The sequence below is a fragment of the Pseudoalteromonas sp. D15MCD-2 genome (assembly GCF_038562745.1).
GTDB lineage: Bacteria > Pseudomonadota > Gammaproteobacteria > Enterobacterales > Alteromonadaceae > Pseudoalteromonas.
The window spans coordinates 3498431-3510997 of record NZ_JBCFQE010000001.1 but is presented as its reverse complement, the minus strand read 5'-3'; the positions used below and the strand labels follow the sequence as shown (position 1 = coordinate 3510997).

General features: G+C 40.5%; 10 protein-coding genes. 5 read left to right on the top strand and 5 right to left on the bottom strand.

Translation table 11 applies throughout. The features are described from left to right. Positions 1 to 44 precede the first annotated feature (44 nt). Entirely contained in the window at positions 45 to 332 is a 288-nt protein-coding gene (locus AADY36_RS16120) for an MliC family protein (protein WP_054563672.1), read from the bottom strand. A 113-nt stretch (positions 333 to 445) separates the two neighbouring features. Between AADY36_RS16120 and AADY36_RS16115 the strand changes: the two genes are divergently transcribed. The 3 genes from AADY36_RS16115 to AADY36_RS16105 all read left to right on the top strand — a co-directional run bounded on the left by AADY36_RS16115 (position 446) and on the right by AADY36_RS16105 (position 3469). Further along, positions 446 to 1351: a DUF808 domain-containing protein gene (locus AADY36_RS16115; RefSeq protein WP_342409226.1), complete on the top strand. Its 906-nt coding sequence runs from the start codon at positions 446 to 448 to the stop codon at positions 1349 to 1351. 110 nt (positions 1352 to 1461) lie between these two features. After that, entirely contained in the window at positions 1462 to 3147 is a 1686-nt protein-coding gene (locus tag AADY36_RS16110) for an alpha/beta hydrolase family protein (RefSeq protein ID WP_342409225.1), read from the top strand. After that, entirely contained in the window at positions 3140 to 3469 is a 330-nt protein-coding gene (locus AADY36_RS16105) for an alpha/beta hydrolase family protein (RefSeq protein WP_342409283.1), read from the top strand. Before AADY36_RS16110 ends, AADY36_RS16105 begins: the two co-directional genes overlap by 8 nt. A 276-nt stretch (positions 3470 to 3745) precedes the next feature. Here the strand turns inward: AADY36_RS16105 and AADY36_RS16100 are convergent, their stop codons facing one another. Continuing rightward, on the bottom strand, positions 3746 to 4702 hold the full coding sequence (locus AADY36_RS16100; protein WP_285221979.1) for a tetratricopeptide repeat protein: 957 nt from the start codon (positions 4700 to 4702) through the stop codon (positions 3746 to 3748). Positions 4703 to 4889: 187 nt separating this feature from the next. Here AADY36_RS16100 and dbpA point away from each other — a divergent pair, with 187 nt between their 5' ends. Then, on the top strand, positions 4890 to 6278 hold the full coding sequence (gene dbpA / locus AADY36_RS16095; protein WP_342409224.1) for an ATP-dependent RNA helicase DbpA: 1389 nt from the start codon (positions 4890 to 4892) through the stop codon (positions 6276 to 6278). Positions 6279 to 6287: 9 nt separating this feature from the next. On the opposite strand, the gene AADY36_RS16090 is transcribed toward dbpA, so the two are convergent. Continuing rightward, positions 6288 to 6869, bottom strand: coding sequence for a DNA-J related domain-containing protein (locus AADY36_RS16090; protein WP_342409223.1), 582 nt, complete (start codon positions 6867 to 6869; stop codon positions 6288 to 6290). A 158-nt stretch (positions 6870 to 7027) separates the two neighbouring features. On the opposite strand from AADY36_RS16090, the gene AADY36_RS16085 reads away from it, so the two are divergent. Next, complete coding sequence (locus AADY36_RS16085; protein WP_342409222.1) at positions 7028 to 9862, top strand: tetratricopeptide repeat protein; 2835 nt, start codon at positions 7028 to 7030, stop codon at positions 9860 to 9862. On the opposite strand, the gene AADY36_RS16080 is transcribed toward AADY36_RS16085, so the two are convergent. Continuing rightward, a complete protein-coding gene (locus AADY36_RS16080; RefSeq protein ID WP_054563666.1) occupies positions 9835 to 11085 on the bottom strand; it encodes a methyl-accepting chemotaxis protein in 1251 nt (416 codons plus the stop codon). The two genes, AADY36_RS16085 and AADY36_RS16080, sit on opposite strands and share 28 nt — an antisense overlap. A gap of 161 nt (positions 11086 to 11246) precedes the next feature. After that, the gene (gene rho / locus AADY36_RS16075) at positions 11247 to 12506 is read right to left on the bottom strand and encodes a transcription termination factor Rho (protein WP_054554678.1); all 1260 of its coding nucleotides are present in this window, start codon (positions 12504 to 12506) and stop codon (positions 11247 to 11249) included. Between the last annotated feature and the right edge of the window lie 61 nt (positions 12507 to 12567).

Sequence of the window (12567 nt, the reverse complement as noted above, 5' to 3'; positions counted from 1 at the left end):
CAAAACCACTGATTAAGCTAATTTCGCAAGCAAAGCTTTTGCTATTACTGAGTTAAGCTACATTGGTACTTTTTACCTTTTAAAATCAGCATGGCTTCATCGCCTTTAGACCAAAACAGCACATTATCGGCACTGTATTTAACCCCTGAGCCGCTTACTTGGCGATTGAGTAAAAATTCACTCTCCTTAAATGTTAGTCTTGCTTCCTCATCACTGTATTCAACAATACTGGCGCTGAGGGTCTCATCGCACAGATAATTGCTTGGTGCACTTTGCTCAGCACACGCGCACAAGGTAACTAAAGCGAGCCCTGAGAGAAGTGGTTTAATCATAGAAACACCTCTATTTTTGAATGAGCTATAAGCCTAACAAAGAAAAATTAACCGTTGGTGAAAATGGCAGGATAAGTTATGTTGATAGTGTATTTAATGGGCAAGGAACCACCATGGCAGGCACAAATTTACTAACCTTACTTGATGATATTACAACACTTTTAGACGACATTGCGACGATGAGTAAAGTCGCAACAAAAAAAACAGCAGGGGTGTTAGGTGATGATCTGGCTCTTAATGCTCAGCAAGTCACAGGGGTAACTGCCGATAGAGAGTTGCCTGTGGTTTGGGCTGTGGCAAAAGGCTCGTTTATTAACAAAGCCATCTTAGTGCCCGCAGCATTATTGATTAGTGTTTGGTTGCCTTGGTTAATTACTCCGCTGTTAATGGTTGGCGGGCTGTTTTTGTGCTTTGAAGGTGCAGAGAAAATTATCGAAAAGCTATTTGGTCATGCTCAACAAGAAGATGAAACTCTGGCTGAACAACAAGACTTACAAGAATACGAAAAGCAAAAAGTGAAAGGGGCGATCCGCACTGATTTTATCCTCTCAGCAGAAATTATCGTTATAACGCTAGGCACGGTTGCTGGCGCTACACTGGTGAATCAAGCTTTAGTGCTTAGTGTAATAGCAATTATTATGACCATTGGCGTGTATGGGTTAGTTGCAGGGATTGTTAAACTAGATGATGCTGGTTTGTATTTACTGCAAAAAGCGCAGCAAAGTGGCGGTAAGTTTAAAGAGTTAGTAGGTAAGTTTTTACTTGCTGCAGCGCCTAAGTTAATGCGCTTTTTAGCCTTTGCAGGAACGGTTGCTATGTTTTTAGTTGGCGGAGGCATATTGGTACATGGGATCCCCGTTTTACATCACGCCCAGCAAGGCAGCACAGAGTTTATTACGGGTTTACTTGGTAAAACGGGTGAGCTGGCTACGCCGATTATATTTGATGGTTTATTAGGCGTTATTGCCGGGGTTATCGTTGTGTTAGTGGTTGAACTTTGGCACAAAATTCGTCGCTAAATAGCATCCATTATTGGGTTGTTTTGTTAAATTTTTGTAGCAAATATAGGGTCTTTGCTTTATTATTGCTCAGTTAAAAATAATAATTAAATCGTTAAATGGAGTTAATCATGTCTCGATACCTCACTTTTGTGCTGGGACTAGCGTTATTTACGCTATCATTTACCAGCTTCGCTAAACCTGCAAAATTATCAGTAGAAGACTTTAGTAAAGGTAATGACTTTAGTCGTGTAACTATCTCTCCTGATGGCAACTACGTCGCAGCTATAAAAAAACACGAAGGTAAAAATTCACTCATCATTGTTGATACAACCAAGTTTGCAGTAACCCATGCGGTTGCTTTTCCGGGTAATGCACAGGTTGGCGAATACCATTGGGTTAACAACGAGCGTGTTATTCTTGAAAAAGAGTATTTAAAAGGTTGGCAAGATACCCCTATTTATTATGGTGAGTTATTTGCCGTGAACGTCGATGGTAGCCGTGGCGCATACGTAATTGGTTACCATGGTGAACAGCAAACTGGTACTCGGTTAAAAAAGCAAACACCAGTTCAAGGAACGTCATACCTTTTAGATCCCTTACTTCATGATGATAAAAAAGTTTTGGTTGTCACTTACCCGTGGACTGCAACCAATGAACCAACTACCGTTGTTTATGAAGTCGATGTATATCGCGGTCTGCGCACTTTAATTACGCGATCACCAGCACCTATGGGTGAATTTCTAACGGACCATGATGGTAACGTTCGTATCGCTGAATCAAGTGACGATTACCTCAATGCGACACTTCATGTACGAGAGCCCGAAGGCGGTTTTTGGAAAGAGCTCGATTTAGAAGGTATTAATTACACCGATATTTCATTAAAGGCATTTGATAAATCTGGCGAGTCTGTATATGCCACTGCATCAAAGGGTGGAGAAGCAGAAAGCCTTATTAAGATTAACCTAAAAACCAAAGAAGTGACGAAAATCTTTCAAGATAAGCATGTTTCACCGTCACATATTTGGGTTGATGAAATCTCTAAAGAGTTATTTGCCATAGAAACCGAGGCTGACTACCCAAGCTATGCGTTTGTTGATAGCAATTCGCCTAAATCGCAGCGTCTTAAAGATTTATTGGGCGCACTGCCAGGCAGTCAAGTACAGCTAGTTAGCAGTACAGAAGATGATTCAAAAAATATTATTTTCGCATCGAGCGATATAAACCCTGGGCAATATTATCTATATGACGCGAATACCAATAAATTACGAGCGTTATTCTCTGCGCGTGGCTGGATAAACCAAAAAGATATGGCGCAAACCACACCACTGCGTTTTAAAAGCCGCGATGGTTTAACAATTCTTGCTTATTTAACTGTGCCAAATGGCAAAGCTGAGAAAAACTTACCTTTAGTTGTTATGCCACATGGTGGCCCAATTGCACGTGATAACTGGGGCTACGATCCAGAAGTACAAATGTTAGCCAATAAAGGTATGGCGGTATTAAAGGTTAACTTCCGAGGCTCGAAAGGGTTTGGTATGAACTTCCAAGAAGCTGGCTATCGCCAGTGGGGGCAAAATATTCAACACGACATTATTGATGGTGTGAAACTATTAATTAATGACGGCACAGTTGATAAAGATAATATTTGTATTATGGGAACCAGCTTCGGTGGTTACTCAGCACTACAAAGCGCGATTATCGAGCCGGATATGTTCAAGTGTGCAATTGGCACTACAAAGCGCGATTATCGAGCCGGATATGTTCAAGTGTGCAATTGGCCTGATGGGAGTTTACGACTTGCCTCTTATGTATGAAGAAGGTGACACGCAAGCCCGAAGCTATGGTGTTAATTTCCTAAAAACAGTGATTGGTACAGATGAGGCTGAGTTAAAAGCATTCTCGCCTGCTTATAATGTCGATAAGCTAAAAGCACCAGTGCTTATTGTGCATGGTGGTGAAGATGAACGTGCGCCAATTGAGCAAGCAGAATCATTAGAAGCAGCGTTGAAAAAAGCTAAGCATCCATATGAAATCACTATTCTAGATGATGAAGGCCACGGTTTTTATAAAGAAGAGCACCGCACTCTTTACTATAAAAAAGTATTGGCTTTCTTAGATGATCATTTAAAGCTTTAAAGAAAAGTGCCGGCGAGCAAGCTCGCCGGCAAGGATTTAGCACGGGAACGTAAGCGTGCTAGTGTGCAAGGTCTTCCTTCAAGTTATACAAACTCAAAAGATGATTCTTTCATCAGGCTGCGTAATCTCAAAAGCAGAGCAGGGAGAGTAACTCGGCTTTAAAAGAGTATAAATACTACGTCAGTACAAAATGTTATAACATAACAAAATCAAAGTAAATAGTGAGAACCATATAATTAGGCTGGTTTCTTATGTGTGATATTTATGGGTAATAGATTATTGAGTATTCAATTTACTACAATCGTAACTCAAGCATAGCTCTGCGAGCTCAATCTTTGCTTTAGGATTCCCTTGTAAGGTAGCTTTGTTGAGCCAGTAAGCTGCTTTTTCGTTATTCACTTCTGTCCCTTGGCCATCACGATACATCTGACCCAAGTTTAATTGCCCCCATGCATAACCATCTTCCGCAGACAGCGTAAAACTTTTCAACGCTTCCTCGTATAGGCCATCTTTGAAGTAAGTAATCCCTTCCTGATTATGTTTATCGAGCTTAACGCCCGTATATAAAGGCTTAGGTCTAGGCGGGTGCATAACAAAACCACCAAATAAACTATAAAGCTCAGGTCGCATAATTTTATAAATGCTGCCTTCATCATAAAGCTGCTTTATTTGTGACTTACTGAAAGTCAGGGTTTTACTAGAAAAGTAATCATCTTGAACTAGCATGCTGGTACGCATCGCAATTTCGATGTCTTTGTTGTACTTGTAAGTGTAGTTAGCAACTCTAAAAGTCATGTTCTTGTCATCGAATTCAACGAGCTGAGCTACTTTTAAGTTATTAATACGTTTTGGTTTGCCAGTAAATTTATCTGAATAGACAAAATAGGTATCAAATAACTTTGGCTCGTTTAAGTAATTTTGCTCATTTTCAGTTTGTTCATTCGCACCGATTAATGCATTTGTTAATAGGTAAACGATAATGAATAGGCCAATAAAGTATTTTATAAACGACGCTAACTCTAAGGCGGGCAGTGAATACCAAGGTGCAGGAGTAACATAGCCACAGTCATCACATTGTCTTTGATAATTAATAGAAAGTGGCATGATGGGCAAAATAGTAAAGCGTAAAACTTTACTATGATTGCTTAAAGAATAATGTTCGCTATGGCAGTGAGGGCACGTTTTTTGTTTTTTATAAACAACATCAGCTGCAGCGGTATTAAATAGAAGCATAGTTTCTTCCTGAAGATTGCTATCAATAAACTAGAACAAATGCAGAGAGTTAGAAAGCGGCAAACTGTAAGCAAATATGAATTAAACATGTCGAACGGTGTTTTCGTTTAGAGAAACAGCACATTCTCTGCTATGATCCACAGCATCTTCGAGGATGTCCCTCAATTATCAAGTTTGGAATATTACTGTGACTGTTACTGCTTTTTCATCTTTGGCTTTGCCGCGAGAGTTAACCGATAACTTATCAACTTTAGGTTATACGCAAATGACGCCAGTACAAGCGCAAAGTTTGCCAGTGATCTTACAAGGCAAAGATATTATTGCCCAAGCAAAAACGGGGTCGGGTAAAACGGCTGCATTTAGTTTAGGTGTGTTGGCTAAGTTAAATGTGAAACGGTTTCGAATTCAGTCTCTCATTTTATGTCCAACCCGAGAGCTAGCAGAGCAGGTAGCTGAAGAAGTGCGTAAGCTTGCACGTGGTATCCATAATATTAAAGTTTTAACCTTATGTGGTGGTGTCTCTATTGGTCCACAAATTGGTTCGCTAGAACATGGCGCACATATCATCGTTGGTACTCCAGGTCGTGTTGATGACCACATTCGCAAAGGCACATTGCGTTTAGATGATGTTGAGACCCTAGTGTTAGATGAAGCTGATCAAATGTTAGATATGGGCTTCCAAGATACCCTTGATGCTATTGTTGACTGCATTCCAAATCAACGCCAAACATTATTGTTTAGTGCGACTTATCCAAAATCAATTGCTGCGATAGCTGAGCGAGTGCTTAGCAACCCAGAAATGATTAAGGTAGAAGAAGAGCAAACAAAAAGCACAATCAAGCAATACTTTTACAAGCTAGATAATAATAAACAGCGCTTTAATACATTGAAGCTGTTGTTGTTGAAGTTCCAACCAGAAAGCTGTGTGGTTTTTTGTAACACCAAGGTTGAAACACAGCAGATTTGTGATGATCTTTATGCTGAAGGGTTTAGTGCTGTTGCCTTACACGGTGATTTAGATCAACGTGAACGTGAGCGTACTTTAATTCGCTTTGCTAATAAAAGCGCCTGTATTCTTGTTGCAACGGATGTTGCCGCGCGTGGCTTAGATATCAACGATATGGACATGGTAGTGAATTACCACCTAGCGCATGACCCACAAACCCATGTACACCGTGTTGGCCGTACTGGTCGAGCAGGTAAAAAGGGTATTGCATGTTCTATTTATGGTGAAGCTGAGCAATTTAAAGTGGCACAAATTGGCGACCACTACGAGCGTGATTTTGACCCTGAACCAATTCCGCCATTTAGCTTGCTAGAAAAGCCCGCTTATAAGCCAACCATGGCAACTATTATGATTGATGCAGGCAAGAAGCAAAAAATTCGTGCCGGTGATATTTTAGGAGCATTAACAGGCAAAGAGGGAATTGCCGGTCATCAGGTAGGTAAAATTAACGTACTTGATAATGTGGCCTTTATTGCTGTTGAGCGAGCTGCTGCAAAACCTGCGTTACGTAAATTGACTGAAGGTAATATTAAAAAGCGCAAGATCCGTGCGCGACGTTTGAGCAGATAAATTGTTGAGTTATGAGCAGCTTGCTTTAAGTTGCTCATATTCGAGTTGTATTTTCTTAAACTCAATTGCACAGCCTTGGCGGTCTGGGTGGTGCTTTAGCGCTAGTTGTCGCCAACGCTTTTGTAACTGTTTTTCCGAAAAATCAGTAGGTAGCTGCCATGCCTTTAGTAATTGTAATAGCTGCTGCTGAGGTAATGAGTGAATGCCCTTGTTTGGGCTAAATGACGAAAAACGCTGCCAAAAATCACTTAACAACGCATCTATTTCATCGCTCGTTGTATCAAAGTTTTGCCAATCTAAATAGTAATCTCGTAGTGGATCATGACTTTCTAATGCGTTACCCGTTTGCTTACTAACAAGTTCAATGTGAAGTGACGCAATCTGTAGCTGTTGCTCAGGTGCAAGTTGTGCTTGTAGTTGATAAAGACCATTCATAACTAAAAAGTTGCGTTTAAACAGATCTTTTTGTGGGTCATTGTCTAATTGCTCTATTTTTCCTGATTCACTAAGTGCGCTGGCAAGCGTATGAACCTTCCAAATAGGCTGTTCCAAAAGAAGGTAAAAAATCTCATCAATCAGTGGGTTAACCATTGTTCGCAAGCCTATCTTTAGTGTAATCTACAGTGGTATACGCTATCACAGCTGCTTTTTTGAAACTACGCTAATGTTTTTAGATACTAGGGAATGCATTTAGCCGAGCTTAAATAACTTCATTTTCAGGCTAAGTTGATTTTTAGGGATTTCGCCATATGTTCACATCACTGCGTGTAAGCTTGCTCACTGCTTTACTGTTCAGCTGTAGTTTGTTTGGTTCGCAGTCTAGCTTTGCATCCACTTCGCTACTAGAGCAATTTAGCCAATCCGAGCAATGGCAAGAAAAGCAACAGCTTGCCAAAAAGCTGCTTAACCAAAAAACAATAAATCAAGAACTAAGCCTCGATATATACATGCAGCTTGCCGACTTTGCTCTAGATAAAGGTAATTTCTCGGCGGCTGTGAAAAACTACCAATTGGCAGAGCAAGCAACAAGTTTTACAGCAACGCCAAATCGCTATTTTCGTAGTCTAAAAATGCAAGGCGTCACTTATTATTATCAAGGCTTGATGCAACAAGCTGTGCTTGCGTATAGCAAGGCATTAAGCGTTGCAGAAAAACTACCAGAGCCAATTGCCGAAGCAAACTTACTCAGTAATATTGGCCTTGCTTACTTTGACATGTTCAATATGGATCAAGCACTTAAATATTACAAAGAAGCGAAAGAAATATATGAAGAGTATGGTAGCGAGCAAGATAAAGCCGATATTTTACACAACATCGCAGGTATTTATATTCGTTTGTCGAGCTATGATATTGCGCTAGATATGTATAGAGAAACGTTAGATATTTTCCAAAAATTAGGTGATGAAGATGGCGTTGCTCAATCGTATGGCAATATGGGGGTGGCTTACTCAGAGCTTGGCCAGTATCAACTTTCTTTACACTACTATCAGCGTGCTTTGCGCTACTACCAAGAAACGAATAACGCTTACTTTCTCTCATCACGCCACGCTAATATTGCTAATGTGTATCTGCGCACCGGTGATTTAGAGCTTGCCTTAAGTCATGCAGAAAAAGCTGTTGAGTTTGCAAAAAAAATTGATAATAAAACATTAGAGCTGGCTGGCTTATTGTCACAAGCAAAAATTGAGTTATTACAAGGAAAGCTCACTGAAGCTGAGGCCACTCTGACTACCTCAGTTTTTATGGCTAAACAATATAAAGATGATTTGAGAGTACAAGACGGCGCTGGAATGATGGCCCTGATTAAGTCAGGTAAGGGTGACTATGCAGCAGCTGTTGCTAGTTTTGATGAGTTTGTTCGCGCTTTCAAAAGCGAGCAAAGCCTAAAATTATTAAAGTCGATGGGTGAGCTGCAAAGCCAAATCCAAGCAAGTCAGCTTAATCAAGAAATTGTTGAATTAAAGCAGTTACAGAATGTGCAAGAACTCGAAATGTCTAAACAACGTCAGTTGGGCATTATGCTATTTATCTTGTTTGTGATGATAGTGGTGACGGGTATTACTATTTATCGTCGTAACATTGAAAAAGGGGCAAAAGAGCAGCTTTCGTTAATGGTTGCTAAACGCACCAAAGAGCTTGAAGAAACCGCAGATCAATTACGCAGCGCGAATGAAATTAAAAGTCAGTTTTTGGCAAATATTAGCCATGAAATTCGTACACCTTTAACTGCAATCCTAGGCCAAACCGATAATCTAATGAATGGTTATTATAAACCAGAGCAGTTAAATGATGAGCTTGCTGTTATTCAAAAACAAAGTGATCACTTAAAAGAGCTGATTAATGACGTACTTGATATCAGTAAAATCGAAGCTAACAAGCTAGAGTTAAGCCTAAAGGAAGGTGATTTAGTTCGATTACTTACTGATGTTCATTCTATGCTTAGTGGTCAAGCCAAAGATAAAGGGCTGAAATTTGCATTTCATAATGAGCTTGGCGAACAATTTTACAGTCAGCTCGACTTTACCCGCATTAAACAAATACTTATCAACCTATGTGCCAATGCAATTAAATTTACCAATCAAGGTGAAGTAGAGTTAAAAGTCTCTCAAGTAGAGCAAGGCGTCTGGTTTCGTGTCGCTGATACGGGCATTGGTATGAACGCCGAGCAGCTTAAGCAAATATTTGAATGTTTTAGGCAAGGTGACAATAGCATCAGCCGTCGCTTTGGTGGGACCGGGCTTGGTTTAAGCCTATCGCAACAGCTTGCGATGATGATGGGTGGCTATATCAGTGTTGAAAGTGAGCTAAATAAAGGCAGCATATTTTCGTTTTACTTGCCGTGTAAAGAGCATACACCAAGCACGGAAACAGTTGAGCTTGCAAAGTATGTCCAGCCAGCAACAAAGAGATTGTCTGGTAAAGTGCTACTTGCTGAAGATCATCCCGATAACCGCCGTTTAATTTCTCGTTATTTAGAGTCAATGGGCCTTGAGGTGATTGCGGTAGAAAATGGTGAGCAAGCTGTAGAGCATTGTCTCAAGGAATTCCCTGATGTGGTGCTGCTCGATATTCAAATGCCAGTGTTAGATGGCTTAAATGCACTCAAGCTACTACAAGAGTGTGGCTTTACCCAGCCTGTATATGCATTAACGGCCAATGCAATTAGCCACGAAATCGACAGTTACCTTGAAGCTGGTTTTACAGGTTACCTTGCTAAACCGATTGATAAAAAAGTGTTTTACACGCAACTTGCGAAGCATTGCAAAAAAGACAGCACCACAACTAAATCCCAGCATGATATGAGTGACTTAGTGGCAAGCTTTATCAATAGCTTTGAGCATGAAAGCGCATTGATACAACAGCACTTTGCAGCTCATGAATTGTTTAACTTACAGCAGGATGCTCACCGTATAGGTGGCGCAGCTAAAATGTTTGAGCTGGATGATGTGGCGATGAGTGCAATGGCACTTGAGTCGGCATTAAAGCAAGATAAGCTTACTGACTTAACAAGCTTAGTTGCTCAGCTACTTGAGCAACTTCATAATGCTTCGGTTGATCAAAACAGTTCAATATCACCGTCTTGAATTTTTTCAATTTCTTGATTGGTATCGAAGCGTGAGCGATCGATGCGCTGTTCGTGATCGGTTTCTGGTGGTGTAATATGAAACATCGAAAGCTTATCGTCTAAGGTATGGGCAAGGCGAACCAAGTCTTTACTCGATACAGCTTGTATTTGTGAACTTGAAAGAGCATCGGAATTGAGCTCAACCATTGCATCAATACTGGTTTGTGCTTCATCTGACATTTGGCTTTGCATCGCCACCTGCTCATGAACACTCTCAGAAAACGCATTAATTTCTAGCATCGCTTGTTCAATTTTATTGGTTTCTTTAGTTGATGCCTCAGATAGCTCAACCGTGCGCTCGGTTTCTTTCAGTGCGGTTTGCATTAATTGATATGCTTGCTCTGTACTGTGCTGAATTTTAGCTACCATCTCACGCACTTCTTGTGTTGATTTACTGGTGCGGGCAGCCAGGTTTCTTACTTCATCAGCGACTACCGCAAAGCCACGCCCTTGCTCGCCAGCACGCGCAGCTTCAATAGCAGCATTTAGCGCAAGTAAATTAGTTTGTTCGGCAATACTATTGATAACATCAATAACTGAGCCAATCGCATCACTATCTTGCTTAAGTAAAATAATCTGCTCACTGGTGAGGTTAATATTATCGGCAAGCTTGATAAGACTCGCCTGGCTTTTATCTGTGTCTAAACGGGTTTGTTGTACTGATTTGGTGGCATCAGATACTGAATTAAAAATTTGTTCTAAACTTCTATCTAGCTCTTTCGATACTTCAATGGTGCGGGTAATGGTATCTGCTAAATCAATACCATGAGCATCTTGTATGGTGGCTTTTTGAGTCATCGATGCATAGGTATCACGAAGTGCGTCAGCCATAGGTAATAAGCGGGCAGATGACGAGTATATTTCGCCAAGCATGTGCTCAACCATCGTCAGACTTGCATTTAGGGCATGACAAGCTTGTGGTAATTGACGATCATTTTCGTCAAAACGGAAAGTGAAATCGATGCCTTGCTCAGAAGTAATGTTAGAAACAAAAAAACTTAGGTGATCTTGTTGTTTGTGCTCAGTCGTATAAACGTAGCCAATCAAAGCAAGCCAAGGAACGACAACAATTAGTGCAAATACAACCATTGCTGCTGCAGATAATTCAAATACGGTAAAACTAGCAATACAACTAAGTAAGCTTATTAAGAATAGAGCTACAGCTACTTTAATGCGAGTCATTGAGGGGTCCTTACCTTTAATCCTATAATGTATAGAACAAATTTCTGTTAATTACCAATAAACTTATTCTGTAAAAGTATAACTTTTAAGGTGTTATGTCCTTAGTTTTACGCAAAAAAAATGCCTGTATTAAACAGGCATTTTTTAAAAACTAGGAATAGTTACTGACGTTTCATTGAGTCAAAGAACTCGTCATTGGTTTTGCTCATTGAAAGCTTATCAATTAAGAATTCCATGGCATCAATTTCTGACATCTCATGAACGATCTTACGTAAGATCCACATCTTTTGTAGTTCATCAGGTTTGGTTAGTAATTCTTCGCGACGCGTACCTGAGCGGTTAAAGTCAATCGCTGGGAATACACGCTTTTCAGCAATCTTACGATTTAAGTGTAATTCCATGTTACCAGTACCTTTGAACTCTTCGTAGATAACTTCGTCCATCTTCGAACCAGTATCGATAAGAGCCGTTGCGATAATTGTTAAGCTACCGCCTTCTTCTACGTTACGAGCAGCACCAAAGAAACGTTTTGGTTTGTGTAATGCGTTTGCATCAACACCACCAGTTAATACCTTACCTGATGATGGGATTACGGTATTGTAGGCACGAGCAAGACGTGTGATTGAATCAAGTAAGATAACCACGTCTTTTTTGTGCTCAACCAGGCGCTTCGCTTTTTCAATTACCATCTCAGCAACTTGAACGTGACGGCTTGCAGGCTCATCAAACGTTGAAGCAACTACTTCACCTTTTACAAGGCGCTGCATCTCTGTAACTTCCTCTGGACGTTCGTCGATTAGAAGTACCATTAGCTCACAATCAGGTTGGTTATAGCTGATTGATTGCGCAATGTTTTGCAGTAGCATCGTTTTACCGGCTTTTGGCGGCGCAACGATAAGTGCACGTTGGCCTTTACCAATTGGTGAGGCTAAATCAAGTACACGTGCTGTGATGTCTTCAGTACTACCGTTACCACGCTCCATACGTAAACGTTCGTTTGCGTGCAGTGGGGTAAGGTTTTCAAATAGGATTTTTGTGCGAGAATTTTCAGGTTTGTCGAAGTTTACTTCATTTACTTTTAATAGTGCGAAGTAACGTTCACCGTCTTTAGGTGGACGAATAAGGCCTGAAATTGAGTCACCAGTACGCATGCTGAATCGACGGATTTGACTCGGTGATACATAAATATCATCTGGGCCGGCTAAGTAAGATGCTTCAGATGATCTTAAGAAACCAAAACCATCTTGTAAGATCTCTAGTACACCGCCGCCATAGATATTTTCACCGCTTTTAGCGTGCGCTTTAAGGATGGCGAAAATAATGTCTTGTTTTCTTAAACGGGCTACGTTTTCGAGCCCCATGGACTCAGCTAAGTTTACAAGCTCTTTGATAGACTTGTCTTTTAATTCGCGTAAATGCATATTGGTGGGTTCTTTATTACAATTGTCATACTCAAAATCATCGTTTGATACATGAGTGAGG

Coding starts and splice junctions, on each gene's coding strand:
- rho (WP_054554678.1), bottom strand. CDS start 12,506: ATGCATTTACGCGAATTAAAAGACAAGTCTATCAAAGAGCTTGTAAAC.
- AADY36_RS16100 (WP_285221979.1), bottom strand. CDS start 4,702: ATGCTTCTATTTAATACCGCTGCAGCTGATGTTGTTTATAAAAAACAA.
- AADY36_RS16115 (WP_342409226.1), top strand. CDS start 446: ATGGCAGGCACAAATTTACTAACCTTACTTGATGATATTACAACACTT.
- AADY36_RS16105 (WP_342409283.1), top strand. CDS start 3,140: ATGTATGAAGAAGGTGACACGCAAGCCCGAAGCTATGGTGTTAATTTC.
- AADY36_RS16120 (WP_054563672.1), bottom strand. CDS start 332: ATGATTAAACCACTTCTCTCAGGGCTCGCTTTAGTTACCTTGTGCGCG.
- AADY36_RS16080 (WP_054563666.1), bottom strand. CDS start 11,085: ATGACTCGCATTAAAGTAGCTGTAGCTCTATTCTTAATAAGCTTACTT.
- AADY36_RS16110 (WP_342409225.1), top strand. CDS start 1,462: ATGTCTCGATACCTCACTTTTGTGCTGGGACTAGCGTTATTTACGCTA.
- AADY36_RS16090 (WP_342409223.1), bottom strand. CDS start 6,869: ATGGTTAACCCACTGATTGATGAGATTTTTTACCTTCTTTTGGAACAG.
- AADY36_RS16085 (WP_342409222.1), top strand. CDS start 7,028: ATGTTCACATCACTGCGTGTAAGCTTGCTCACTGCTTTACTGTTCAGC.